Source organism: Roseicyclus salinarum, assembly GCF_029624655.1.
In the GTDB taxonomy this organism is placed as follows: Bacteria; Pseudomonadota; Alphaproteobacteria; order Rhodobacterales; family Rhodobacteraceae; genus Roseibacterium; species Roseibacterium salinarum.
Genome location: NZ_JARRSA010000011.1, coordinates 21,628 through 45,550 on the forward strand (window position 1 = coordinate 21,628; position 23,923 = coordinate 45,550).

At 67.9% G+C, this 23,923-nt stretch carries 25 protein-coding genes; 10 read left to right on the plus strand and 15 right to left on the minus strand.

Features of this window, described 5'->3' with window-relative positions; all coding sequences use genetic code 11:
• The first annotated feature begins 15 nt into the window (after positions 1-15).
• Positions 16-723, plus strand: a complete 708-nt coding sequence (locus P6F26_RS09330) for a response regulator transcription factor (RefSeq protein ID WP_278028413.1) — start codon at positions 16-18, stop codon at positions 721-723.
• 29 nt (positions 724-752) lie between these two features.
• Here the strand turns inward: P6F26_RS09330 and P6F26_RS09335 are convergent, their stop codons facing one another.
• The 4 genes from P6F26_RS09335 to P6F26_RS09350 form a co-directional block, all read right to left on the minus strand.
• The gene (locus P6F26_RS09335; protein ID WP_278028414.1) at positions 753-1,835 is read right to left on the minus strand and encodes a flagellin; all 1,083 of its coding nucleotides are present in this window, start codon (positions 1,833-1,835) and stop codon (positions 753-755) included.
• Between the two features lie 11 nt (positions 1,836-1,846).
• Entirely contained in the window at positions 1,847-3,259 is a 1,413-nt protein-coding gene (gene flgK, locus P6F26_RS09340) for a flagellar hook-associated protein FlgK (RefSeq protein WP_278028415.1), read from the minus strand.
• Positions 3,260-3,286: 27 nt separating this feature from the next.
• Complete coding sequence (locus P6F26_RS09345; RefSeq protein ID WP_278028416.1) at positions 3,287-4,573, minus strand: flagellar hook protein FlgE; 1,287 nt, start codon at positions 4,571-4,573, stop codon at positions 3,287-3,289.
• Between the two features lie 72 nt (positions 4,574-4,645).
• Entirely contained in the window at positions 4,646-6,508 is a 1,863-nt protein-coding gene (locus P6F26_RS09350; RefSeq protein ID WP_278028417.1) for a hypothetical protein, read from the minus strand.
• Between the two features lie 86 nt (positions 6,509-6,594).
• On the opposite strand from P6F26_RS09350, the gene flgF reads away from it, so the two are divergent.
• The 5 genes from flgF (at position 6,595) to P6F26_RS09375 (ending at position 10,055) form a co-directional block, all read left to right on the plus strand.
• On the plus strand, positions 6,595-7,335 hold the full coding sequence (gene flgF, locus P6F26_RS09355) for a flagellar basal-body rod protein FlgF (RefSeq protein ID WP_278028418.1): 741 nt from the start codon (positions 6,595-6,597) through the stop codon (positions 7,333-7,335).
• A gap of 18 nt (positions 7,336-7,353) precedes the next feature.
• Positions 7,354-8,139, plus strand: a complete 786-nt coding sequence (flgG, locus tag P6F26_RS09360) for a flagellar basal-body rod protein FlgG (RefSeq protein ID WP_278028419.1) — start codon at positions 7,354-7,356, stop codon at positions 8,137-8,139.
• A 3-nt stretch (positions 8,140-8,142) separates the two neighbouring features.
• Positions 8,143-8,793, plus strand: coding sequence for a flagellar basal body P-ring formation chaperone FlgA (gene flgA / locus P6F26_RS09365; protein WP_278028420.1), 651 nt, complete (start codon positions 8,143-8,145; stop codon positions 8,791-8,793).
• Positions 8,790-9,539, plus strand: a complete 750-nt coding sequence (gene flgH / locus P6F26_RS09370; RefSeq protein ID WP_278028421.1) for a flagellar basal body L-ring protein FlgH — start codon at positions 8,790-8,792, stop codon at positions 9,537-9,539. Before flgA ends, flgH begins: the two co-directional genes overlap by 4 nt.
• Positions 9,540-9,614: 75 nt before the next feature.
• Positions 9,615-10,055 carry a hypothetical protein gene (locus tag P6F26_RS09375; protein ID WP_278028422.1) on the plus strand — a complete coding sequence of 147 codons (441 nt, stop codon included), beginning with the start codon at positions 9,615-9,617 and terminating at the stop codon, positions 10,053-10,055.
• A 15-nt stretch (positions 10,056-10,070) separates the two neighbouring features.
• Here P6F26_RS09375 and P6F26_RS09380 read toward each other — a convergent pair whose 3' ends face one another.
• From P6F26_RS09380 to P6F26_RS09410, 7 genes are all read right to left on the minus strand, one after another.
• Complete coding sequence (locus P6F26_RS09380; protein WP_278028423.1) at positions 10,071-10,733, minus strand: flagellar hook assembly protein FlgD; 663 nt, start codon at positions 10,731-10,733, stop codon at positions 10,071-10,073.
• A 23-nt stretch (positions 10,734-10,756) separates the two neighbouring features.
• Positions 10,757-12,103, minus strand: coding sequence for a flagellar hook-length control protein FliK (locus P6F26_RS09385; RefSeq protein WP_278028424.1), 1,347 nt, complete (start codon positions 12,101-12,103; stop codon positions 10,757-10,759).
• 10 nt (positions 12,104-12,113) lie between these two features.
• Positions 12,114-12,845 (minus strand): sigma-70 family RNA polymerase sigma factor, encoded by a 732-nt coding sequence (locus P6F26_RS09390; protein WP_278028425.1) that lies wholly within the window; start codon positions 12,843-12,845, stop codon positions 12,114-12,116.
• An 82-nt stretch (positions 12,846-12,927) separates the two neighbouring features.
• Complete coding sequence (locus P6F26_RS09395) at positions 12,928-13,650, minus strand: hypothetical protein (RefSeq protein ID WP_278028426.1); 723 nt, start codon at positions 13,648-13,650, stop codon at positions 12,928-12,930.
• A gap of 353 nt (positions 13,651-14,003) precedes the next feature.
• Positions 14,004-15,017 (minus strand): flagellar motor protein MotB, encoded by a 1,014-nt coding sequence (locus P6F26_RS09400; protein ID WP_278028427.1) that lies wholly within the window; start codon positions 15,015-15,017, stop codon positions 14,004-14,006.
• A 132-nt stretch (positions 15,018-15,149) separates the two neighbouring features.
• On the minus strand, positions 15,150-15,605 hold the full coding sequence (locus P6F26_RS09405; protein WP_278028428.1) for a Ros/MucR family transcriptional regulator: 456 nt from the start codon (positions 15,603-15,605) through the stop codon (positions 15,150-15,152).
• 254 nt (positions 15,606-15,859) lie between these two features.
• Entirely contained in the window at positions 15,860-16,768 is a 909-nt protein-coding gene (locus P6F26_RS09410; RefSeq protein ID WP_278028429.1) for a hypothetical protein, read from the minus strand.
• 105 nt (positions 16,769-16,873) lie between these two features.
• Between P6F26_RS09410 and motA the strand changes: the two genes are divergently transcribed.
• From motA to P6F26_RS09425, 3 genes are read left to right on the plus strand one after another with little or no spacing between them, the layout of a single operon-like run.
• Positions 16,874-17,740, plus strand: coding sequence for a flagellar motor stator protein MotA (gene motA, locus P6F26_RS09415; RefSeq protein WP_278028430.1), 867 nt, complete (start codon positions 16,874-16,876; stop codon positions 17,738-17,740).
• Positions 17,737-17,952 carry a hypothetical protein gene (locus P6F26_RS09420; RefSeq protein ID WP_278028431.1) on the plus strand — a complete coding sequence of 72 codons (216 nt, stop codon included), beginning with the start codon at positions 17,737-17,739 and terminating at the stop codon, positions 17,950-17,952. The genes motA and P6F26_RS09420 overlap by 4 nt, the downstream gene beginning before the upstream one ends.
• On the plus strand, positions 17,945-18,376 hold the full coding sequence (locus tag P6F26_RS09425) for a hypothetical protein (protein WP_278028432.1): 432 nt from the start codon (positions 17,945-17,947) through the stop codon (positions 18,374-18,376). The genes P6F26_RS09420 and P6F26_RS09425 overlap by 8 nt, the downstream gene beginning before the upstream one ends.
• 51 nt (positions 18,377-18,427) lie before the next feature.
• On the opposite strand, the gene P6F26_RS09430 is transcribed toward P6F26_RS09425, so the two are convergent.
• The gene (locus P6F26_RS09430; RefSeq protein ID WP_278028433.1) at positions 18,428-20,146 is read right to left on the minus strand and encodes an amidohydrolase; all 1,719 of its coding nucleotides are present in this window, start codon (positions 20,144-20,146) and stop codon (positions 18,428-18,430) included.
• A 565-nt stretch (positions 20,147-20,711) separates the two neighbouring features.
• Between P6F26_RS09430 and P6F26_RS09435 the strand changes: the two genes are divergently transcribed.
• A complete protein-coding gene (locus P6F26_RS09435; RefSeq protein WP_278028434.1) occupies positions 20,712-22,073 on the plus strand; it encodes an alginate export family protein in 1,362 nt (453 codons plus the stop codon).
• A gap of 121 nt (positions 22,074-22,194) precedes the next feature.
• Here P6F26_RS09435 and P6F26_RS09440 read toward each other — a convergent pair whose 3' ends face one another.
• The 3 genes from P6F26_RS09440 to P6F26_RS09450 form a co-directional block, all read right to left on the minus strand.
• On the minus strand, positions 22,195-22,632 hold the full coding sequence (locus P6F26_RS09440; protein WP_278028435.1) for a hypothetical protein: 438 nt from the start codon (positions 22,630-22,632) through the stop codon (positions 22,195-22,197).
• Between the two features lie 206 nt (positions 22,633-22,838).
• On the minus strand, positions 22,839-23,009 hold the full coding sequence (locus tag P6F26_RS09445; RefSeq protein WP_278028436.1) for a hypothetical protein: 171 nt from the start codon (positions 23,007-23,009) through the stop codon (positions 22,839-22,841).
• A gap of 247 nt (positions 23,010-23,256) precedes the next feature.
• A complete protein-coding gene (locus P6F26_RS09450) occupies positions 23,257-23,694 on the minus strand; it encodes a hypothetical protein (protein WP_278028437.1) in 438 nt (145 codons plus the stop codon).
• Positions 23,695-23,923: the final 229 nt, after the last annotated feature.

The window sequence follows — 23,923 nt, forward strand, 5'->3', positions numbered from 1 at the left end:
GAAAGGACAGCGTTGATGCACATCTACGTTCATGAGCCGCGCGGCGAACGGCGCCCGGGCCTCCTTGCCGAACTGAAATCGGAAAAGATGATCCCGAGGCTCATCGAGGACGTGTTCTTCGAGGGCGATCTCGGCTTGCTCAACCGCCCCGGCGTGTGCGGCAGCCCGTTCCTGCTCGCCGCCGTTCCGGGCGTGAGCGACCGCATCGCCGCCCTGCGCAGGGCCGGCTGCGAAAATCCGGTGGTCGTCCTGCGCGACGGGCGCAACTCCCGCGAGGCGGCGGCATCGCTCAACGGCGGCGCCGACGAGGATCTCGTGGCGCCCCTGAAGGCGATCGAGCTGAAGGCGCGGCTGAACGCGATCCTGCGCCGCGCGAACGGCCACGCCGGAGACGAGGTGAAGGTGGGCGACGTCGTGGCCTATTTCGACGGGCGCGACCCGCAGATCGCCGGTCGCCGCGTGCGTCTGTCCAGCCGGGAGCACGCGATCTTCCACCAGCTCGTCCTGAACGCGCGGCGCGTGGTGTCCAAGGCGGCGATCTACGACGCGGTCTACGGGATCGCCGAGGTGCCGCCGTTCGAGAAGGTCATCGACGTCTACATCTGCAAGATCCGCAAGAAGCTTGAGGCGTCCACCCCCTTGGGCGCGCGATACATCGAGACGGTGCCGGGACGCGGATACCGCCTCTCGGAAGAGGCGTTCCTGACGGAAGCGGCCGACTGAGGCGGCGGCGCCTCGCCACGGCCCCTGCCCTACATGTAGTCGAGGAAGCTCAGCCGCGAGATCCGCGCGGTGACGGCATAGGCCGCCTCGAGCTGCGCCGAAAGCTCGGTCACGCGCGTGGCCGCCTCGTAGGGATCGACATTCTCCAGAAGCACGATGTGCCGGCCATAGAGGTCGCCGCGATCCTGCTGGCGGCGCATCGTCTCGTCCAGCGTGCGCTGCTGCGTGCCCAGTTGGCCCTCGGCGCCGATGATGTCGTCGATCCCGGCCGCCACCCTGTCGAGGGCCGCGCCGACCCACACCGCGTAGGCCCCGTCATCCGCGAAGCTCGCCGGGTCTACGGACGCGAACATCGCAAGTCCCTGAAGCGCGCTGGTGAAGGCCGCGTCGTTGGCTTGCACGCCGAACTGCAAGACCGTCGCCTCGTCGATGCGGGCCGACACGCGCGGCGACGGCGCGGCCAGCGCATCCAGCGCCGGAGTGCCGTTGTAGAAGCTCGCCTCGAAATTGGTCGCCGGCGCGCCCGCGTTGGCGCTGGCGAACACCAGGTCGATCTCGGCGAGCTTCGCCGCCGCGTCTGCCGCATCGCTCAGACCCGCGCCGACGATGCCGGCCAGGATGCCTTCGGGAGACAGCCCGGTCCCCGCATGGGCCTGCTGCCAGCCCTGAAGCGCCTTGCTGCCGCTGTCGGTCCCGGAAAAGAGCTGCGCGCCCTGGTAGGGCGCGTTCAGCTGCGCGACGACCTGATCGTAGGCCGCGCGCGCGGCGGCGCTGACCTGTTGCACGGTGGGGCCCGGCGTGCCCCGGTTGGCGATCGCGATCTCGAAGAAGCCCTGAAGCGTGTCGCGAACGCCGCTCATCGAGGCGGCCATCGTGTCGAGACGGTTCGCCAGAAGGCGGTTGCTCGACAGGAAGCTTTCGTTCCTCGCGGCGCTCGAGCGCACCGCGAGCAGTTCGCTGGAGCGCAGGCCGACCGCGGCGTGGATGTCGGACCTGCGGCCGGTAGAAAGCTCCTGACCGGCCGTGTCGAGGCGCTGCTGGATGTCCGAGACCGTCTCGCGGCGGAACTTCGCGGCGGTCAGCGTCGACAGGTTGGAGACGATGGTCGTCATGGCAATGCCCCTCAGAATGCGGCGAGCAGGGTGTCGAGCATCTCGCCCAGCGTGCGGATCACGGTGCTGTTGGCCGCGTAGCTCTGCTCGATCTCGATGAGCTGCTGCAGCTCGTCGTCCCGGTTGACGCCCGAGATCCCGCTGCGCACGGCCTCCATCGAGGCGGCGCCGGCCAGAAGGATGTCGCGCCGCTCCTGCGCGGCGACCCGAATTTGCTGCTGGTCCGCCACGAGGGAGGCGGCGAAGCCCGCGATCGTCGCGCTGGTGCCAAGCTGGCCCGAGGGATCGAACGGCTGTTCGCTTTCGAGCATGTCCACGAAGGCGTAAAGCTGCGTCGCGTCGCTGGCCGGGCCCTGCGCGGCGGCGTTGATGCCGTCGCGCAGCCGCCACGGCTCGCCGCCCGTTTCGGGGCGCACGGCCATGTTGACCGCGATCCGTTCGGCAAGGCCGTCGAGACCGGCGGCGGAATAGGCGGCGCCGTTGTCGGTGAAAAGACCGGCATCGCCAGGTGCAAGCGAGGCATCGGCGGCCTCGAACCCCTCGATCAGGGCGCGCGCGGTCTCGTCGAGCTGGCGCCGCATCAGGGGAATGGCCTCGCCGACGAGAAAGATCTGGCCCGCCAGTCCGCCCTCCTCGAAGCCCCGCGCACCCGCCCTTCCGGGCGTGATGTCGACATCGCCCGCGAAAAGGGCCGCCGTGGCTTCGTCGAAACGCAGGATCCTGGCGTCCGTGCCCTCGACGAGCGCGGTGCCCCCGGCGGTGTAGACCGTGATGCGTCCGCTTCCGTCCGAGACCGCCCGGAGGTCGGCCAGTTCGGACAGATTGTCGAGAAGCGCGCCAGCCTCGTCGAGAAGGGCGGCGTGCTTGTCGGTTCCGGGCGGCACGATCGCGATCTGCCGGTTGAGTTCGCCGATGCGGGTCAGGCCCGAATTCAGCGTCCCCACCGAAACCTCGAGCCGCTTGAGCGTCGTCGTCAGCGTCTCCGAGAGGGCCGCCGACGTGTCGGCAAGCGCGCCCGCCACGCCCTTGGCCGCTTCCACCGCGGCGCTCTGGAGCGCGAGCTGGTCAGGCCCGTTGGCGAGGTGCGTGAAGGCGGACTGAAGCGCGTCGATCCGGCCGAGGAGGCTACCGGGCGATCCCGGTTCGCCGAGGCGCGAGGTATAGAGCTCGAGCCCCGAGGCCATCGCCTCCTGCCGGCCGGCGCGCGACAGTTCTATCCTGTGCAACCGCTCGACCGCGGCATCCGTCTCGCGGCGGATGGCCGTGACCTGCACGCCGCCGCCGGGCGACGGACCGCGCGTCACCGACTTGCGCACGAAACCCGCGCGGTCGGCGTTTGCGATGTTTCCGGCCGTGATCTCCGCCCATTTCTCGACCGCCGCGAGGCCGCTCTGGCTGGCCGAGAAGGCGCTCGTGATGCCCATGTCCGTTCCTCTCCGTCACATCTGTCCTCAGCGCTTGATGCGCATCGTCTCGTCGAGCATCTCGTCGACCGTCGTGACGATCTTGGCGTTGGAGGAATAGGCCCGCTGGATCTGGATGAGGCTGGTAAGTTCCTCGGCGATCTCGACGTTGGACGACTCCAGCGCGCCGGCCGTGACCGTCCCGGTCCCGCCGACGGACGGCGTCGCCAGTTCGAACGGGCCGCTTTCGCTGGACACGAGGTAGGCGTTGCCGTTCGTCGCAAGCAGCCCGTTGGGGTTCGGCACCACGGCGAGCGGCACGTTGTAGAGCGCCCTGCGCATCCCGTTGTCGAAGATGCCGTAGATGTCGCCGCTGTCGGTCACCTCGGTCCGCGTGAGGGTGCCGCTTGCCGATCCGTCGGCGGTCACGTCGAGGGGCGAGTAGTCCCCTGCGAACTGCGTCAGGCCGTCGAAGGTGTCGGGCGCGCCGAGGTCGAGCGTGAAGGTCTGGGTGCCGCCGCCGATCGTGAGCGTCGCCGTGCCGGTCGCGACATCGAAGGACGTGAACCCGGCCGCGCCGCTGTAGGCCGACGGCGCGCCCGCGGTCGGGCCGCTGCCGTGGAAATCGACCGTGACGCTGCCCAGGGCCGCGCCGCCCTCGTCGGACACCGCCAGGGTCCACCGGTTCGCGGTCGCGGTGGGCTGCCATGACATCTGCACGCGCTCGGACGCGCCGAGCGGCGTGTAGAGGCCGGCGGACGAGATGAAGGGATCGCCTGGCGTGGCGAGCCCGGTTTCCTGCGCGGGGACGTTGCCGCGCACCGACATGGCCGTCGTCGCCTGGCCGGGGATCGTGCCGCTGCCCACGTTCACCGTCGAAAGGCCGCCGAACGAGTTGCGGTCCGCCGCCTGCAGGGTGCCGTTCGCGTCGTAGGGGAAGCCCGAGAGGTAAAAGCCCGCGGCATTGCGCAGGTCACCGTTCTCGTCGGGCTTGAACGACCCCGCGCGGGTCAGCATGTAGTTCGACTGCGCCGGGTCGTTGGGGTTCTTGGACACCACGAAGAAGCCCTGCCCGCTGATCGCGAGGTCGGTCGACCGGCCGGTCATGCGCAACTGCCCGTCGGCGTTGATGTCCGAGGTCTGGACAGCGCGGACGCCGCCCGGAGGGGCAGAGTTCCCGCCACCCGCGGCGACGGTAGACGAGACCATCTGCGCGAAGCTGCGGCGGTAGCCGTCGGTCCCGGCATTGGCGATGTTCGACGAGATGTTTCCCACGGCGGTCGCGTTCGCCTTGAGGCCGCTCACGCCATTCTGCATGGCAGACGTAATGCTCATCGGGGTAATCCTTTCCGCGTGGTCGTCCAGTGAGGACATTGAACTTCATGGTTAAGGCAAGATTTAAGTAGCTTATTCTTGATTTTCTTCTTCCGGCGCCCTGTCTGCCACGGCAACGCTGCCGGCGAAGCCGATGGCGCGCTCCGCGCGTTGCAGAAGCGTGCGCGCGCTATCGGCGCTGAGGCCCGTCGCCGCCAATGGATCGGGCGCGAAGCCCGCGGTCACGGCCTCGGCGGCGATACCGCCCCGGCGCGACAGGACGGGTTCGACGGCCGCCACGAGGTCCGCGTCGCCGCTCTGGTGGGCCGCGATCAGAAGCCCGACCGCGTCGGCCAGCGGCAGGTCGTCCCCGAGCAGGTCCCGAAGCGCGACGTAGGCGGCGCGCGCGCCATCCCACTCGCCCGCAGCCGCATGGGCCTCGGCCACGAGGCGCAGAAACGTCTCCGAGCCTGGCCCGGTGTCGAGGTCCACCTCGAAGGCGCGCTCACCGGTGATGGCGAAATGGCGCGCGCGCAGAACCGCGAGACGGCTGTCGAGCGCGGCGTCCCCCGCCACGAGCGGGGCCGCGAGAAGGGCGCCCGCCGCGTGCCCCTGCCCCCCGGCGAGCCGCGCCTCGGCCTCCTTCAGGCGCAGCGCGTCGAGACGGCCGGGATCGGGTGCGTCGAGGCCCAGCGCGCCGGCGGCCTCGAGGTATTCGCGCGTCAGCCTGTATTCCCGCGCCGCCGCCGCCGTCGCGCCGACCGACAGCATGTGGTCTGCGAAGCCTTCGGAAGCCTCGGCGAAACCGGGAAAGAAGCGGAACACGTCCGCGATTTCGCGATGCCCCTCCACGAAGTCGTCGAGCGGGATCGCGCCCGTCGTGCCGTCGCGGTAGAAGGCATGGACGAGCGACACGGCCCGTTCGGCCGCGGCGGGGGCCTCGGGACTGCCGCCATGCCGCGCGATCACCTCTCCCAGGGCCAGAATTGCCTCGTTTGCGATGCCCGCCTCGGCGGCGACGCGCTCGATCTCCAGAAGCGTCCGCACCTCGTCCGCGTCGCCGCGCCAGAGCGCATGGGCCTGATGCAGCATGGACAACGCCTCGACGGCGTCGATGGCGCCGGTCTCCTGCCCGAGGGCGACGATTTCCATGCGGGCGCGATGGCCCCAGACATCCCGAGCGGCGGAGGCGTCGACGAAACGCTCGAAGGCGACCGGCAGGTCGCCGCCGCCCAGCGCCGCCTTCCCCATGAGATAGGGCAGCGCGCCGTCGCCGGGCGAGCGAAGCACCGCCACCCTCTCGGCGAGACGGCTTGCAAGCGCCCAGTCCTCGACGGTCACGGTGGCCCCGAGCAGGTCCGGAAGCACCTGTACGGCAAGGTCGGCAGGCAGGGCGTCGAGGTCGTCCACCACGTGCGACAGGGTCGCGACAGCAGTCTCCGGCCGCCCCAGACGCTGCTGGGCGTGGGCGAGAAGAATACCCGGAACGCCATATGGCCGCGACGCCTCCAGCACCTCGACCGCGATGGCGGGATCCGCGCCGACGCGCGTGTCGAGCGCCGAGAACATGGCCCCGAGCAGGCGGCGCCGCGCCTCGCGCTCCACCCCGAGGGAAGCCTCGCCCAGCGAGGCGACGACGGACGCGCCTTCGGGGACGAGCCCATGCGCGAGGTGGAACGTCGCGAGGTCGAGAAGCGCGTCCGCGAGGCCGTCGTCGATTGCAGCCGCGACGCCGGCCTCGCCCTGTGCAGCGCGGACGATCGCGAAGCGCGCGGCGCGGCCCGCGACGAATCCCTCCGCCGCCTGGCCGGCGAGCTGGAGCGGCGGCACGGCCGTGACTGCGCCGGCGGCCGCTTCGGCCCCGGCTGTCGCTGACGGGGCGGACGGGTCGGACGCCGCCGGAAAGGCGACGCTCGAGGCTGCGGCCACGAGAATGAGCACAAGAAAAATTCGCATGTCACGCGCCGTTTATTCTATCTCTTGACAAAGTAATGCATGATGTATCAAGAATAGACAAGTATATAATACATGGCCTCAAGCACATGGACACGATCAGCCACGTCGCACTTTCGCTCGCGACCGCGTTGCAGCGGGAGATGAACGTCTCCGCGAACAACATCGCGAACGCCAACACGACGGGATTCCGCAGCGAGCGCGTCGTCTTCGACACCTTTCTCGATCCCGGCGCGGCGCAGGGCGACGGCAGCGACTTCGTGATCGACACCGGCTCCTACGTGGACACGCAGCCCGGCGCGCTCACGATGACGGGCAATCCGCTCGACGTGGCGCTGAACGGGCCGGGATGGTTCGCCTACGCCGCGCCGGACGGGCGCACCGCCTACGGGCGGGACGGACGCTTCATGATCGACGGCGAGGGAAACCTTGTCACCGTGTCGGGCGCGCGGGTCCTCGACGAGGGGGGCGGACCGATCGCCCTTCCCGCCGATGCCGGAACGGTTTCGATCACGGCCGAGGGCACCCTGTCCTCCGAGGACGGCATCCCGCTGGCGCGTCTCGGCGTCTTCGACCTGCCTTCGATCCAGTCCTTCGAGCGTGCGGGGGCGGGCCTGTTCATGCCGCCTGAGGGACAGGCGGCAGACGCGGCGCCGGCCATCGGCACGCAGATCGTGCAGGGCGCGCTCGAGGCGTCGAACGTCCAGCCGGTCCTCGAGATGACCCGCCTTCTGGAGATCCAGAAGGCCTACGAGCGCGCCATCCAGCTTACCAAGACCCACGACGAACTGGCGCGCGACGCGGTGCGCCGGATCGGCCGCCAGTCCTGACACCTGAAGGAGACCGACATGAAGGCCCTCGGAATAGCCGCGACCGGGATGCTCGCGCAGCAGACAAACGTCGACGTGATCTCGAACAACATCGCCAACGCGAACACGACCGGCTTCAAGACCAGCCGCGCCGCCTTCCAGGACCTGATCTACGAATCCGTCTCGCGCGAGGGCGCGCTCACGTCGGAACAGGGCACCATGACGCCGACCGGCATCGACGTGGGCCTCGGGGTGCAGACGGCGGGCACGGTCAGGCTCAACACGCAGGGCGGGCTCGCCAGCACGGGCAACGACCTCGACGTCGCCATCGACGGGTCTGGCTACTTCGTCGTGAACATGCCCGACGGCAGCCGCGCCTACACCCGCGACGGCGCCTTCCGCCTGTCGGCCGAGGGCGAGCTGGTGACGCTTCAGGGCTACCAGGTCGATCCCGGCGTCGTCATCCCCGAGCGCACGCAGCAGATCGAGATCAGCGAGCAGGGCGTCATCATGGCCTACGTCGAGAACGATCCGGAGCCGATCGAGCTGGGACGCCTGACGCTCGCCGCCTTCGTGAACCAGGGCGGCCTCAGGCCAATGGGCAACAACCTGCTGCAGGCGACGGTGGCCTCGGGCGAAGAGCTTGCGTCCAACCCCGGCGATCCGGGCATCGGCGTCATCCGGCAGGGCTACCTCGAGAATTCCAACGTCAACATCATCCAGCAGATCACCGACCTCATCTCGGCCCAGCGCGCCTACGAGATGAACTCCAAGACGATCGAGACCGCCGACCAGATGATGTCCACCGCGACGCGGATGCGATAGGTCATGCGCCGCCTGTTTCCCGTCATCGCGCTCCTTTGGGCCTCGCCGCTTCTTGCGGACGACTTCGCCGATCTCGTCGAGGAGCGCGCGCGCGCCACGCTCGGCGCGGCGCTCGCCGAGGAGGGCGTGTTCAGGATCACCTACCAGCCGGACGTCGAGAACGCGGTCCTGATCGCGCGGTTCTGGATGGACCCCGCCACCGGCCAGTTCCTCGCCGAGGCCATTCTCGAGACCGGCGAGGCCGAGCGCGTGTCGGGCCTTGCCCTCGTGACGGTGCCCGTGCCCGTGCCGGCGCGCCGGCTGATGCCCGACGAGATCATCGCCGAGGGCGACCTCGTCACGATCGACATGCCGATGGGGCGCCTCAACGATTTCTCCGTCACCGACACCGCCGGCCTCGTCGGCCGGCAGGTCCGCCGGATGCTCCCCGAGGGACGTCCCGTCATGGCGCAGTCCGTCATGGCGCCTCTCGTCGTCACGCGCGGCGAGCGCGTGCAGATCCGCTATGCGGAGGCCGGCCTCGAGCTTTCGGCACCGGGCCGCGCGCTTGCCGATGCCGCCGAAGGCGACCTTGTGCGGGTCGTCAACCTCGTCAGCAACCTGTCCCTCGTCGGCACCGCGAGTGCCGGAGGCGTCGTGGAGGTCACCCGATGAACACCCTGCTCCGCGCATCGCTCGCGGCATCCGTTACCGCGATCCTCTCCGGGTGCACCGGCCCGATGATGCAGGACCGCAACCCGCAGGTCGCGGGAATGCAGCTCGACGGCGTGACCATGCCCGAAATGGCCCATGTCTCGGTGCCGATGCCCGAACCCGAGATCGCGGGCCTGCCGCACCGCGCCGAGCGCTCGTCGCTCTGGCAGTCGGGCTCGACCGGGTTCTTCGCCGACCAGCGCGCGATGCAGGTGGGCGACATCCTCACCATCAACATCGAGATCGACGACCGCGCCCGTCTGTCGAACCAGAGCGAGCGCGAGCGGCAGGGAGGGGCGAATGTCGGCATGCCCTCGGCCTTCGGCGTGCAGGGCCTGATCGGGCGGCTGACGGGGACCGACGAAGGCGGGGACCTCGTGGATCTGACGGCGGGGACCAGCGCCGAGGGGTCCGGGCGGATCAACCGGGCGGAATCGATCCAGCTCAGGGTCGCGGCGACCGTCGTGCAGCAGCTGCCAAACGGAAACCTCGTCGTGGCCGGACGCCAGGAGGTCATGGTGAACTCCGAAATCCGCGAGCTGAGGGTCGCGGGGATCATCCGTCCCCAGGACATCCAGCGCGACAACACCATCGACTACGACAAGATCGCCGAGGCGCGGATCACCTATGGCGGGCGCGGGCAGCTCACGCGGCAGACGCGCAGCTCCTACGGGGAAGACGTCGTCGACATCATCTTGCCATACTGAGGCACGATTGCGGACGCAGTCGCGCGTCATGATGCGGTCTGTGGAACCGCGGGTGGGATGATGCGCCGACGTTACATGATCGCTTTCAGCGTTCCCGTCCTTTGCCTCATCGCGGGCATCGGCGCGGGCAACGTCCTGCCGCAGGGCGCCGCCGGGGATGACCTCGAGGCCGGCGCCCCGCAAACGCTCGGCACGGTCGAGGTCGCGTCCCTGAGCCTCGGCTCATTCACCTTCCCGGTCGAACAGCCCCGGCACGTGACCTATGTCGTCGCCCGCCTTTCGGCTGGGTTCGCCGGCGAGGATGCGGCGCTCCACCATTCCGAACCCGAGAACCTCGTCCGCCTGCGCGACGCCGTCTTCGACGCCGTCCTCGACGCCCGCACCGACGCCGCGACCGGCGAGGTCGACCTCGAGGCGCTTTCGGCACGGCTTGAGCGGACGCTGTCGGGCAGGATGCCCGAACTCGTCTCGATCGACGTCAGCCTCCTGGGAACCCGCGACGTGCCGCGGCGCTGATCCTTCCGCGAAGGATCAGTCGACCATGGCGATGCGCGACGACGCGACCTGCATCCCGTTGTCGAGCACGAGCATCGGCACCCCGTCGCGGAAGACGACGCTTTCGACGCCCGCCGACACGTAGGTCGCGTGCGGCACCGTCTTGCCTTCGGCGTCGACCGCAAGGATCTCCACCCGGAACGGACCCTCGCCCACCACGGGCAGACCGACCTCGTCGTTTCCGTCCCACGCGACCTCGCTCTCGCCCGCCGCCGTGGCGAGCCCGGTGAAGGACCGCAGGACGGTCCCGTCGGGGGCGACGATCCGCGCCGCGACCGCGCTCGCGGGTTCGGCCAGCTCGTAGGAGAAGCGCGTGCCCTCGGGCGACGGCATGATCTGGTCGCCGGGCAGCGACACGTTCCGCCCGATCAGCTGCACGTCCGAGATCGCCACGGCGCCCGCGATGCGCGCGGAAATGTCCCTGAGGTTCGCGTTCACCTGCACCGACTGCTCGACCTGGCTCAGCTGGGCGAGCTGCGACACGAAGGTCGAGCTGTCCATAGGGGCGAGCGGGTCCTGGTTGGCGACCTGCGCCGTCAGAAGCTTCAGGAAGCTCTGGTAGTCGTTTCCAAGCTGCGAAAGGGCGGCAGAGCTGGAGCTCTGCGCGCTGGCCGGGGCGGTCGCGGTCGGATCGATCATGTCTCTTCCCTTGCCTCTTCGTGTCAGGTGATGATGTCGAGGCCCGCGCGGCCCGGCGCGGCGGGCCTTCGGGCCTCCGCGATCCACGGCGAGGCGCCGGCCTCTGCCGGCAGCGCGGCCTCCCAGAGCATGGCAGGTCGCCAGTCGTCCCGGTCGGGGTTCTCGCGGGACTGATGCCCGCCGAAGGACTCGAAGCTCAGTTCGGCGTCATCGACGGCCACACCGCCATCCCGCAGCGCGCCAATGAGCATGTCGCGGTCGTTTCGGAACGCGGCCAGGACGGCCGGGTTCTCGGCCTTCAGCACGATGCGCAGCTTTCCTGCCTCGTCGTGGCGCATGTCGATCTCGATATCGCCAAGGCCGCGCGGCGTCAGCTCGATGCGCGTCCCGCCCTCGGTGATGTGGGCGCCCCTCACCTGTGCGAGGAGATGCCGCGAGAAGGCGGGCCCGGCCTGCGCGGCGGCGCCAGACGCCTGGGCGTGGGAGGGATCGGCGAACAGCGGCGCGCGCGCGTCGGACGCACCGCGCGAGCCTGGTGCGGCCTCGGCGGACGTGGCGCCGGGAGGCGGCTGAAACGTGGCATTCGCCGCGGCATCGGACGTGCGCGCCGGCGCAAGGACGCCCGCCGCCCCGCCCTCGCCCGCGGCGGGGGAAGACGCCCCGGCCTTCACACCGGGCGAAAGAACCTCCGCGCCCTCCCCCGCCGCCTCAAGCACGCGCGGATCGTTGGGTTGCGCGGCCTGATGCCCCTCGGGCATCGCGGGCGCGGCGGGACCTGCCGGCGACTGCGCCGGAGAAGACGGGCCTCCGGTGGCCGCCGTGGCCGGTGGCCGGACGCCCGCGATCAGCCCAGCGACACCGCCCGTGGCGGCGGCGGTGACGGCCGCCTGCGTATCGAGGCCAAGAAGGCCGAGGACGGCCTCGGCTGCAGTGAGCGGCTCCGCCCCGTCGAGGGCCATCGTCTGCAGGACGGGCCCGACGAGCGCGACGGCCTCGGCCTGCAGGACGCCGTCGCCCGCCGACGCCCCGAAGTCCGAAAGAAGTTGCTCCAGCGCCGCCCCGAATTCCTGCAGGACGGCGGCCCGGGCCTCGGGCCCGGAGGCGGTCTTGAAAGCGGCCTGCGCGCCGGCGGCGAGCGTGGCGATATCCGCCTGAAGGCCGGCCTGCGCCGCGTCGGTAGCGCCGCCGGAGACCCGGCCGGACGGCTCGCGGGCCGTCACGTCCTCTCCCTCGGTTTCGCTCGCCCGGGCACGCGCCCCGCCGACGAGGGCCGCGAAGCGTTCCGGCCCGTCTCCCGGAGCCGCCGAGGGAGGCGATGCATGTCCGCTCGCGGAGGGCTGGACGCCGATGGAGGACAGCGGGGCGGTCACGAACGGGTCCTCAGCATTCGAGCATCGCGAAGCTGAACCCGCGCTGCTGCAGGGTCTGGCGCAGACGGCGCATCGCGCGACGCTCGATCTCGAGCTGGCGCGCGCGCGGGACCCGGCGCGCATCGTCCGGCGCGGGGGCGTCCTCGAGCTTCTGGCGGATCACGTCGCGCTCCAGCGGGTCCAGGGCGGACAGCGCCTCCTCCAGAAGGCGGTGAACCTGCTCGGTCGAGGAACGGGTGGACGCCGCCTCCTCGGGGTTCAGCCCGTCCCACGCGATCGACACGGGCCGCGAGCCCTCGTCGTCGCTGTCGTCGATCGAGACCATTCTGCCGATCGCGGCGAGCGCGTCGGCCCGTCCACCGGCCTCAAGACGGCCCCGGCGGGCGTCGATATAGGCGCGCGTGGGCACGTCGATGATCGCCGTCACGCTGCCGAGCGCCGCCATGACGCGGTTCCTGACCGCCCATGCCGAGAACGTCCCGAACCTTACGTCCATGGACAGATCGAAGGTATCGGCCGCCTGGATGAGACCGATCATGCCCTCCGCCGCGAGGTCTTCGAGATGGGCGGGATTGTCGGTCCAGCGGCGCGCCTCGGCCCAGGCCTGTCGCGCATGGGATCGCACGAGACGGTCGAGCGCCCGGCTGTCGCCGGCCCGCTGCCAGGCGACAAGGGCGGCCCGCTCTTCCTCAAGGGATAGAAGCGGTTCTTTCAGTGCGGCCTGGAACGACAATTCGTGCACCTTTGGCTTCCGATATCGACACTACACAAGGTTAGATTAGACAATATCAAGAATAAGCCAAACAGTACTTGGTTAATGCATGTTAAATTTCCGAGGATCGGAGCTTGGGCGCGCGATCCGGGTTCATCACCGTCGACGCCTTCTGATCGACCTTCGGCGACACCGCCGACAACCAGTGCTCGAAGCTCATGGGGAAGAACGCGATGATCGGCGGCCCGAGTTCCGCCGGGCACTCGGCGCAGTAGAGATCGCGCAGCGCTTCAATCGTGAGATCGGCACGCCCGCTCGATCGGCCGCAGAGAAGCCGGTCGATCGACGACGCGAGCGCCCGTTCGAAGCTTGCGCACGAGATGCGGCCGGTCCGCGCGTCCAGACGCGCCGCGGTCGCGACGGCAGACATGCAGAGACAAAGGATGATCTGCAGCTCGCGCTGCATCGGGAAACTGCCGGTGCTCACGGCCTCCTGGATGACCTGCGCGTAGATCCGCCCCAGCGTCTCCCCCCGCAACTCGCGCGGGGCGCCTTCATGCAGGGCGGCACGCGGCACGAAGACGATCGGCGTCCCGTAGGGCACTATGATGTTGAGTTCCTCGGCGAGGACGTCGCCGAGCGAAAGCGACGGCATCACCTCCGTATCGTCGAGCAGCACCCTTTCGCCGAGCGCTCCATCGGCGACGCCGACAAGGATCGAACGGGCCGGAAAGAACGCCCGGAACAACATACCGAAAACACCCGCCTCGTCTTCGGAAACAGCCGTTCCCTTGCCAGACCAAAGCACTGATAACACGTCGTTTCTGAAGGGCATCGTTCTCGCCTTACGATACATGGCGTTGCTTCATCTAATCCACCGGTCCGCAGGACTATGCAACTTTTTATTTTTTGCCCCACGCAAGAATCGCAAGAATATTCCCGAGGAACAACACAGGCTTCGCCCAGTGTTTGACAAGAAATTGCCAGAAACCGGGCAATTGCGCCGAAAGACGGCTGTTACCGATACCCGATGAGAGACAATAGCCTGAATCCCGCCTGGTCGCGGCGCCGGATTTCTGGTCAAAATGAGGCAACGGCGAACCGGACGCGGGGCCCGATCTTTCGGAAGTTGCGACGGCGCAACGTCCGGAATGCTCAAATTTTAGGCATTTCCCCGTTCGAGGGCGCTCAATCCGCCAGGACGCTGGTCGGATACACCAAAAGGACCCCGATCCGCCGATTCTGCGGGCCGTCCTCACGATCGGCATCCAGCGGCACGGTATCGGCGAGGCCGGTGATCCTCTGGAAACGGGAGGCGGCCACGCCCTGCGCGATCAGCTCGCGCCGGGTGGCGTGCGCCCTGTCCGTCGAAAGCTCCCAGTTGGTGTAGGCGGCTCCATTGCCGAAAGGAATGGAATCGGTGTGACCTGAGACCGCCACGGGCTTGTCGACCGGGGCGATGGCCCGGCCCACGACGGCGATCAGCTCCTGCGCGCGTCCGCGAAGCTCGGCGCTGCCGAGATCGAACATCGACCGCCCCTCGCTGTCCACCATCTGCACCTCGAGGCCCTCGGGCGACAGCTCGAAGCGGAGATGTCGTTGCAGGCCGGCGAGTTCTGGGTCGGACGCGACCGCAGCCACGATCTGCGCCTCCAGTTCCCGAAGGCGCTCGCGCCTGATCTCCTCGTCCCGGGCCATCTGCGCCGCGGTGGATGTCGCGGGGGGATCGGAGGCGTCCGAGGGCGCGGCGTCCGAGGGTTCGGCGGATCCGCCCGGAAACGCCTCGCGCCCCTCGGTCGAGATGGCCCCGCCTTCCGCATTCTCGCCATCCTGCGTGTGGGTGAACTCCGCCTCGTCGCGAAGGCGACTGTCGAAAACCGCGAGCGGGTTCTCCTGCCCGAAGCTCGGCAGGCGCTCGGCGCTCTGGGGGCCGTCAGTGCCCGACAGAACACCCGTGGCGGCAAGGACCTGGCCGTCGAAAAGACCCTGCCCCCGGCCGCCGGCCTCCGAAAGGCTGGGCGTGAAGTAATCGGCGAGCCCCCTGAGCTTCTCCTCGTCCGAGGCCGCGAGGATCCACAACAGAAGGAAGAAGGCCATCATGGCGGTCATGAAGTCCGCATACGCGACCTTCCATGCACCGCCGTGGTGGGCGTCATGCTCTTCTTCATCCATCCGTTTGATGATGACGGGTTGTTGCGGCATCGGCGCACCCCTTCTTTCGGCACGGGACATCACTGCACTCAAGAGATTGTCGTGCTAGGTTTCGTCCCGGCTAAAGAAGACGGCGGAAAGGCGCGCCGGACGGGCCTTCGCCCGCCCTTGCGGCCGCGCCCTTTACTCGACCGCGTCAGCCGCCTGTCGGCTGTATTTTCCAAGGCCCGCCTTCTTGGCGTACCTGGCCTTCATCTCCGAGTAGTTCGGCGCCACGAGAGGGAAGTCGTCCGACAACCCGAACCGCGCGCGGTACTGCGCCTCGGTCAGGCCGTGTTCCGCGCCGATGTGGCGCTTGAGCATCTTGAAGCCCTTGCCGCAGCACATGCAGTAGACCTTGTCGCTGGTCACGGCCTTGTCAGGTGCGACGACCGGCGTGCTCGCTGCGGGAAGAACGGATGTGGCCGACGAGGGCTGCGCCCGGCCGGCATCCGTCCCCGCGGGGCCGTCGTTGACCTTGAAGACTTCCGCAAGCTTCTTCGCGAGGGCCGCGATATCCTCGACGCCAGCATCGGGTCGTGCGGCATATGCCGACACGATCTGGACGAGCATCTCCTTGTTGTTCTCCTCGTCACTCATCGCCTCACCTTTCCTTCCGAAAGATCGCAACCACCGAAGCGACCGAAGTTTTGCAGAACACCGCGAACACCAACGCTCGTCGTGAGCCCGAAAAACAGTGGCATCAGTTCTTGAACTCCGAAGTAACTTATAAGCTATACTTGGAGAAAAACAACTGCTGACAGAGTATTGTTGCCTGACAGCGGGCCACATGACACGAAATTGCCTCGAAAGAGACCGCCTGACGCCCAACTCGACACGCGCCAGAGGGATGCCTAGCGTACCAAAGAATTTGGATCTCTCATTTTTTTACAAGACCTTACGAAGGATGACGCTGTCGCGGCCACGCGGGCGATGCGGGGCGGCCGTGACGGGACGAGATATTCTTCAAGAATAAGGCACAATCCCGCTCGTGATCTCAACGTTGCATGTCCATCGCCGCTTACCCAGCGCTCCACGACCTCCTCGGGAAGCGTCGAACGCGGCACCACGAACGAATCACCCGGCAGCGCGGCGCGGTGCGCGAGGCCCGGGGCGAGCAGGCGAACCTGACCGCGCTCTGCCAACGTGTCGACACGTTCGACCTGCAGCGCATCGCCCACGCGCAGCGGCGGTTCGCCATCGTGAACCGTCAGCCGGAAGGTATCGGCACCCGGAAAGATGCGCACGAAGAGATCGTGGCGGCGGCGGCGCGACAAGGACGGAGGCCGCGCATCCGCGGCAAGGGTCGCGGCAGGACGCGGACGCCGCAGCAGGACCTCGGGCGCATCGGGACTGACGGACGCCGCGTCCGCGACGCCGTCCGCCTGGCGGTCGGCCTCGCGCACCGGCGCACCGGTTTCCAGCGCATAGCGGTAGTTCAGCAGGTAATCGGCAGCCAGTTCGACCAGGTCGGGCGCGTCCGCGAGCACGCCGCACAACGCCTGCTCCTCCGCGAAGGAAAGCCTGCGCACCGGCGCGTCGTCGCGATGCGGGAAGACGACGAAGCCCGCCCGGTCGCGTCCGGTCAGGCGCGCCACCGTCCTCAACGCCCGGTCGCTTTCGTCGGCGTGGAACACGACCACATCGCAGTCGCCGTCGGCGCCGAGGCACAGCGCCGCGCACATGTCCGAAGGCCAGTCAGGATGCAGCCCGGCCACCGTCTCGGCGTCAGGCAGGTAGACCAGCGTGCCCTTGGGGTCCATGCGCAGCCTCCATTCTTCAGCGGACAAATATTCAACTTGAGGCAACCAAACTATCCTTGTATAGTCAAGAATTGATAGATCAATTCATGCTTGGAGATCAAGAGCGTGTTTCTCATTGTCGGACTCCTCGTCGTCTTCGGACTGGTCTTTGGCGGCTTCATGCTGTCGGGGGGCAAGATGGACATCGTGCTCCATGCCCTGCCCTTCGAGGGCATGATGATCGGCGGGGGGTCGATCGGGGCATTCCTGATCGCGAACTCCATGACGGTCATCAAGGACTCGGTGCGCGGGGTCATGAAGGTGCTGAAAGGCCCGAAATGGAAACGCGAGGACTACTCCGACCTTCTCAAGCTCCTGTTCGAGCTGACGCGCCTGTTCAAGAACAAGGGTATGCTCGAGCTCGATCCGCATATCGAGAACCCCAGGGACAGCGAGATCTTCAAGCGCTACCCCCGCATTCTTGCGGACCATTTCGCGATAGACCTGATCACGGACAGCTTCCGGATGCTGTCGATGCAGTTCGACGACAAGTTCCAGACCGAAGAGGTGATGAACCGCAAGCTCCGCAAGCATCATCACGAGACCCTGGCGGCGTCGAAGGCCATCCAGACGATGGCCGACGGGCTTCCCGCGATCGGCATCGTCGCGGCGGTGCTCGGCGTCATCAAGACGATGTCGTCGGTGGACGAGCCGCCCGAGGTTCTCGGCAAGATGATCGGCGGCGCGCTTGTCGGGACGTTTCTCGGCGTCTTCCTCGCCTATTGCATGGTCGCGCCGATCTCGGGCCGCCTGAAGCAGATCGAGGACGAGGATTCGGCCTTCTACGCGATCATCCGGGACGTCTTCGTGGCCATGGTGGCCGAGCATCCGCCCAACATCTGCATCGAGATCGGCCGCGGGAACATCCCCACGCACATGCAGCCCAACTTCTACCAGGTCGAATCGGCCCAGAAGGAGCTTGCCGCGGCATGACGCGATCCGCCTCCCTGTTTGCGGCCCTCCTTGTCGTGGCGGCCGGCACGCAATCGGCCGGGGCCCAATCGCCCGAGGACACCGAGGACGCGGCTCAGGCGATCGTCACGCCGCCCCCCTCCGCCTCGCCTTTCGACCCCGAGCAGATCGCACGCATCAGGCAGGCGATCGCGGCACTCGGGGCGGACGGCGACAGCGCTTCCGATGAATGAGCGGCGGATCGCGACCCTCGAGCTTCTGTCGCGGCTGGAGCGGAGCGGCTTCAGGACGATCGCGCGCAGACACGCAAGCCTGATCGGCGAGATCGCGGCGAAACGGGCTGAGGCGAAGGCGCTCGCGGACCGCATCGCCACGGAAACCGACGTGACCTCGGCCGAAACGGCCCCCTATGTCGGCGCCTTCATCAGCGCGATCCGCGCCGAGATCGACCGCTGCGATGCCGCAAGACGCGGCCTCGAACGGGAGGCCGCGGCGCTCGAGGGCGAGATGCAGGACCGGTTCCGCAGCCTCAAGACGGCGGAATGCGCCATGGCGAAGGAGATTCTGGCCGCGCGCGACGCGGAGCGCATGGCCGCCGAGCGCGAGCGGTTCGAGGCGATGATGCTAGGCCGCCGCGCGCGGGCGCGGGCGGTTTGACCGCACCGGCGGATCGCGAGGGGCGGGTGCCGCCCGCTCGTCAGGTCCGCCTCAGGCGGCGTAGACCCGGGTTCCGTTCATCCACGTCTCCAGCACCGTGATCGCCTTGATCTCGTCCGGCGCCGCCGACCTCGGGTCGGCGTCGAGGATGACCATGTCGGCGAACTTGCCCGGCTCGAGGGTGCCGATCTCGTGTTCGGAGAACAGCTGCCACGCCGCCTCCGAGGTGACGGCGCGGATCGCGGATTCGACCGAGATCCGTTCCTGCGGGGCCAGGACGTAATCCGGCTCCTTCCAGGTGCGGCGCGTCACCGCCATTTCGATCATGTGGAGCGGAACCGGATCCGTCACCATGAAATCGGAATGCAGCGTGAACCCCACGCCCGCGTCCTCGACGCTCTTGCAGCGGTCGAGCAGCTGGGCCTTCTCTTCGCCGAAGACGTGGTCGCGCATGGCGATGCCCCAGTAGTGGACGTGGCCGATCAGGAAACTCGCCGAGACGTTGAGGTCCCGCATCCGTTCGATCTGATCGTCGTGCAGGATCGAGCAATGCTCGATCCGGACGCGCACCCGGGTCATGTCGATGCCCGCGTCGCGCATCGCGTCGCAGGCGTCGAGGATGTTGTCGATCGCCGCGTCGCCGTTGCCGTGGATCGCCAGCTGCCAGCCCTTGCTTGCGCGGTCGATGGCCGTCGCCGTCAGCTCCTCGCGCGACATGTAGGCGAGGCCGCGGCTGTCGGAGTCGAGGTAGGGTTCGCGCTGCAGGCCGGTGTAGCCCTGGTTCGACCCGTCCGCGACCAGCTTGTAGCCCGCGATCCGCGTGATCGCCGTGCCGTCGCCGGGCGCAACGCCGGCCGCGTCCCAGGCCTCCGTCCCGACGGTGTAGAAGGGATAGGCGCGCACGCGCGCGGTCAGTTGGCCAGTCTGCTCGGCCGCGACCATGACGTCCACGTCCGCTGGCGATTGCGAGAGGCTGCCGAGGCTGAGTTCCGACACGGTGGTCAGGCCGAACCGGTTCCATTTCCGCAGAAGCGAGATCAGGCCCGTGATCGGATCGACAGTTGCCATGGCCGGGTTGCGCGAGGCGACAGGCGTGAAGGCCACGTTGTTCTTCATCACGCCGGTCAGACGGCCCTCGGCGTCACGTTCGTATTCTCCGCCGGGCGGGTTCGGGATGTCCTCCGGGATATCGGCGACCGCGAAGGCCGTGCTGTTGGCATAGGCGATGTGGCCGGACGCGTTCATGATGAGGATCGGATGATCGGTGCTGACGGCGTCGAGCTCGGCGAAGGTCAGCGCGGGCGGTCCGTCCTGAACCGCGGGGTCGTAGTTTCGGAAGGCCAGCCACTCGCCCGCGGGCGTCTCGCGCGCGCGCCGGGCGATGTGGTCCAGCACCTGCTCGGCGGTCTGGAAGCGGGCCATGCCGACGTAGTCCATCAGGGAATCGACGATCGACCCGGCGACGACATGGGTGTGGGCGTCGATGAACCCCGGCAGGACGGTCTTGCCCTCGAGGTCGACGATCGTCGCGTCGGCGCCCGCGGCTTCCAGAACCTCGGCCGTGCTGCCGACCGCGATGATCCGCTCGCCGCGGATCGCGATGGCTTCGGCCTCGGAGAACTCCGCGTCCACGGTCAGGACCGTTCCGCCGACAAAGGCGGTCGTCGTCTCGGCCTGGGCCCTCGCCCCGCCGGCGGGCAGGGCCGCGAGGCCCGCGGCCACGGCGCTGCCCTTCAGGAAATCACGCCGCCCCAGGCTGGTCCAGTCCACGCCCCAATTGCATGACCAGCCCTGGCTCGCTTTCGCCTTGAGTTTCTGAACGCCCTGATTGCCTTGGAGAAACTCGCCGAAATAACCGCTGCAGCAAGCGCATCCGTATACGTGTTTTTCCATTCGTGTTTCCCGCTGATAAACCACTGGGGCGCGTCGCATCGGCACAGACGCGGAGAAAGCTTATCTCGCTTGGTGGACCGCGCAAGATCTCGTGGACCGAACCGCAGGCTCCACGCGCCTCGGGAGGGCGCCTGCACGACCCCGGATCGCGCGCAAAAGCCTTTGTGCATTGGCCTTGGCGCCCCGCCCAAAATGGGCACCTTGGTGCTTGCCAGGCTTCGGGACCCGCCAATACTGCTCGAGGCTCAGGCAAGGTCGCGGACCTCGGCCTCGTGCTGGACCAGGCGACGTTAGGGGTGTCATGATTTCGTTCGGTACGATGTCTGCCGATGGGCACGAGAAGGCATCCGCCACGCGCGCGGAGGAAAGACCGTCATCCGCACGACACGCAGCGATAGGACGACTGGGGGCGTTGCTTCTGTCGGTTCCTCTTGCTGCCACCATGGCATCTGCGCAGCAGTCGGATCAGACGGTCTTCTACAGCCATGACGGCCTGACCCTGCGCTGGCATCTTCAGGCCGGGGCCTATGCCGGCGCGGAGCAGAACCTGTTTTGGGATCTCGGGGCGCTGTCCGCACCCGGGTTCGACGCGAGCCCGGAATGGATGGAGTTCTACGTCAAGCCCGGGGTCAGCTTCGAATACAGCCTCGACTGGGGGGCGACCCTTTACGGGCGGCTTTCGGCGGTCGCCTCGTACACCGCGGGCATCGACGCGTTCGATGAAGGCAACACCGGTGCCGTGACGCTCGAGGAATCCTTTGCGGGCCTGCGCGCCGGGACGGATGGCGGACTGTCGTGGGACATCTCGCTCGGGGCGCGCGAGTTGCGGCTGGGAACGGGGATGCTCGTCGCCAACGGGGCCTCCAGCGGGTTCGAACGCGGCGCGCTGAAATTCGGTCCGCGCCGCGCATGGGAGATGGCGGCCATCGCCGAAGTCTCCGGCGCCGGCATCACGGGGACCGCGTTCTACCTCGACCCCAACGAATTGCCCTCGACGGACGGAAACAACGAACTTGCCGGTCTCGACCTGCGCTACGACGACCCGCGGGGCGGGTATCTGGGCGCGACCTTCGTGACCGTGCTGAACTCCGACACGCCCTATGTCCGGGCGCTGACGGGGATCCCGCCTGTCGAGATCATCGATGGCGGGCGGGACGGCACCAGCGCCATAAGCCTCTATGCGCGCACCAACCCGTTTGCGGGGACGCTGCAGAACTGGACCTTCACCGCCGACTACGCGCAACAGTGGAACGACGAGATCGACCTCGACGCGTGGGCCGGCCGAGTGCAGGCGATCTACGCCTTCTCCGACGCGGCATGGACGCCGACGCTGAGCTACACCTTCCAGACCTTCTCCGGCGACGATCCCGACACCTCGGCGCTGGAGCGGTTCGATCCGCTCTACTACGAAGGCAATCCGAACTCCTGGGCGACCGGGAGCAAATCGGCCTCGACCTTCATCAACTCCAACGTGAATGCACATTCGCTGGCCCTGCGCATGCAGCCCAGCCAGCGCGACACCCTGACAGTGCGCTACGCCCATATCCGGGCCAACGAGCTCAACAGCCCGATCCAGTTCGGCCAGGCCTCGCGCGTGGACACGTCGGGCAACGTGGTGGCGGGCGTCACAGACGCGCACCTCGCCGATGACGTGTTCGTGGAGTGGAATCGCGCGATCAACCGCAACACGTTCCTGACCGCAGGCGTCGCGGTGTCCTTCCCCGGTTCGGGCATCGAGGACGTGACCGGCGGCAGCGCACCCACATGGACGGGTGGTTTCGTGAATATCGTCATAAACTTCTAGGCTGCCCGGCCTTGCGCGGCCGTTCGGCAGGTGGCGGACATGACGACCGGCATCCGGTTCTACGAGAACCGCGAAGATCCCAGGCGCGACATCCGTGTATGCGGCGCGGGCTCAGGCACGCTCAGGACGCCTTGGCCGCCGCGTTCAGGATCGTCCGAAGGTAAGTGACCGTCGCCGCGGATCCTGCCTTGAGGTCCCTGGCCGCCGTGTCCGAAGGATACCAGTTTCCGCACGCGTCGCGTTTCGCCCATCCCTTCTCCTCAAGCCACCGCAGCTTCCTGCGCACCGTCTCTCGGGGAATTCCCGTGACGTTCGCGATGGACTGCGCGTTCGTCGGCTTGTGCACGGCGTTCAGCGGCTTGGCATCGAAGAGCGTGCCATGCCACCCATCGGCCTCCGTCGCGATGGACGTCGTCGCCAGGATGAGCATCGCCTCGAGATCGCCGTCGAAAAGCGCCCGGAGCTCGCTCAGGAGTGGCACGAGAGCCGCGACATGGGTCGGGTAGAGCGTATCGAGGCGCTCTTCGACCCAAGCGCGCGTTATGCTCCGATCATTCATGACATCGTCACCAAAGCCCCGCGCGGCACCCGCCCTGCGCACGCCCGGCACGGGGGCGTACCCGGAGGCTGCGGCCAGATGGTCCGGCACACCGTTTGCCGCCGGATCCTAGGCCGTGGAAGCGCACGAGGCCACCGTGGATTTCCGGCGTCGGGTTTGACAGGGGCCAGCACCACCCACCGAACAGGCGGGGCCCGCGCGCAATGTCAGCCCTGCCCGCCCCCTTCGGTCTCGTATTCGAGCAGGTCGCCGGGCTGACAGTGGCGGAAGCGACGGGTCCGTCGGCAGGCCTTGACGTCCTGGACAGGCTTGTCAATCCGCGTCTCGACCGGTTCGAGCTTCTGGCGGGCCGCCAACACGCTCGCGATTGTCGTCACGGCCCTTTTCGTCGTCGGCGGGGGGGCCTCCGAAACCGCACCACGTCTTCCTTGCAAGCTGCGAAGGTCTCGCTCCGCTCTGGATTGGTCTTCTCGCCTGGCGTCCGGTTCGAGCGGATCGGGAGCTTGCCCGGACGCGGTGATCGGACGGCGCGGACCCCGTGGCGCCCCGGCGCAGGCCATCTTCCAGCGCGGCGCCCCGGGACGTCTACCGGGCGGCGACGGACGGGCGCACCTCGATCAGCGCCTATGCGTGCGTGCTTTTCCGACCGACGGCATGAAGCGAAACCCAGAAGACCGTCCCGATCGTAATGCCCACGAAGAACCCCTGCGGGACGGACAGCAAGTCCGAGAAGTAGATGTCCCTGAATTCGGGTGAAGCCGTGGCGAGGGCGCACGCGGAAAGCGTGACTTGCGTCGCGACGCCTGAAATCATGACGACAGGAAGCCAGCCGTCCGGGACGGGTCTTCCAACCCGGCGGTTGATTGCGAACAGAACCGCAAGCACCGGCGCGGCACAGGGCGGCACCAGCAGCATCAGCAGCGGCAAGAGGCAAAGACTGTCGTAGCATCCCGATGCGACAGTCATGGAAAGAACCCACGCCAACGCCATGGGGACGACCACGGCGAGACTGCCTGCGACCACGTAGTGCCATACCGAAAGGGTCTTTCCGAAAAAGAGCATCGTTCTTTCTCCTTGCGCGGCACGTCGTAACTTCAGCGTCACCGCAATTCCAGCGGCCGGCGTACTGCCCCCGGGGCCACGAGCATGCCCCCCAGAACGGCGAGGATCGCAGGAATGACGAACGTTGCGTGGATGACCTACAGCCGCTTGTACATGTAGGTCGTTGCGTGCAGCGACCGGCCGTCCGGATCGAGTGCGAAGTCGGGGATGACCCCTGCCCGTTCAAACC

Bases quoted from the DNA above. Each gene is read 5' to 3' on its own strand.
- P6F26_RS09330 (WP_278028413.1), top strand. From the start codon at position 16: ATGCACATCTACGTTCATGAGCCGCGCGGCGAACGGCGCCCGGGCCTC.
- P6F26_RS09335 (WP_278028414.1), bottom strand. From the start codon at position 1,835: ATGACGACCATCGTCTCCAACCTGTCGACGCTGACCGCCGCGAAGTTC.
- flgK (WP_278028415.1), bottom strand. From the start codon at position 3,259: ATGGGCATCACGAGCGCCTTCTCGGCCAGCCAGAGCGGCCTCGCGGCG.
- P6F26_RS09345 (WP_278028416.1), bottom strand. From the start codon at position 4,573: ATGAGCATTACGTCTGCCATGCAGAATGGCGTGAGCGGCCTCAAGGCG.
- P6F26_RS09350 (WP_278028417.1), bottom strand. From the start codon at position 6,508: ATGCGAATTTTTCTTGTGCTCATTCTCGTGGCCGCAGCCTCGAGCGTC.
- flgF (WP_278028418.1), top strand. From the start codon at position 6,595: ATGGACACGATCAGCCACGTCGCACTTTCGCTCGCGACCGCGTTGCAG.
- flgG (WP_278028419.1), top strand. From the start codon at position 7,354: ATGAAGGCCCTCGGAATAGCCGCGACCGGGATGCTCGCGCAGCAGACA.
- flgA (WP_278028420.1), top strand. From the start codon at position 8,143: ATGCGCCGCCTGTTTCCCGTCATCGCGCTCCTTTGGGCCTCGCCGCTT.
- flgH (WP_278028421.1), top strand. From the start codon at position 8,790: ATGAACACCCTGCTCCGCGCATCGCTCGCGGCATCCGTTACCGCGATC.
- P6F26_RS09375 (WP_278028422.1), top strand. From the start codon at position 9,615: ATGATCGCTTTCAGCGTTCCCGTCCTTTGCCTCATCGCGGGCATCGGC.
- P6F26_RS09380 (WP_278028423.1), bottom strand. From the start codon at position 10,733: ATGATCGATCCGACCGCGACCGCCCCGGCCAGCGCGCAGAGCTCCAGC.
- P6F26_RS09395 (WP_278028426.1), bottom strand. From the start codon at position 13,650: ATGCCCTTCAGAAACGACGTGTTATCAGTGCTTTGGTCTGGCAAGGGA.
- P6F26_RS09400 (WP_278028427.1), bottom strand. From the start codon at position 15,017: ATGCCGCAACAACCCGTCATCATCAAACGGATGGATGAAGAAGAGCAT.
- P6F26_RS09405 (WP_278028428.1), bottom strand. From the start codon at position 15,605: ATGAGTGACGAGGAGAACAACAAGGAGATGCTCGTCCAGATCGTGTCG.
- P6F26_RS09410 (WP_278028429.1), bottom strand. From the start codon at position 16,768: ATGGACCCCAAGGGCACGCTGGTCTACCTGCCTGACGCCGAGACGGTG.
- P6F26_RS09420 (WP_278028431.1), top strand. From the start codon at position 17,737: ATGACGCGATCCGCCTCCCTGTTTGCGGCCCTCCTTGTCGTGGCGGCC.
- P6F26_RS09425 (WP_278028432.1), top strand. From the start codon at position 17,945: ATGAATGAGCGGCGGATCGCGACCCTCGAGCTTCTGTCGCGGCTGGAG.
- P6F26_RS09435 (WP_278028434.1), top strand. From the start codon at position 20,712: ATGGCATCTGCGCAGCAGTCGGATCAGACGGTCTTCTACAGCCATGAC.
- P6F26_RS09440 (WP_278028435.1), bottom strand. From the start codon at position 22,632: ATGAATGATCGGAGCATAACGCGCGCTTGGGTCGAAGAGCGCCTCGAT.
- P6F26_RS09450 (WP_278028437.1), bottom strand. From the start codon at position 23,694: ATGCTCTTTTTCGGAAAGACCCTTTCGGTATGGCACTACGTGGTCGCA.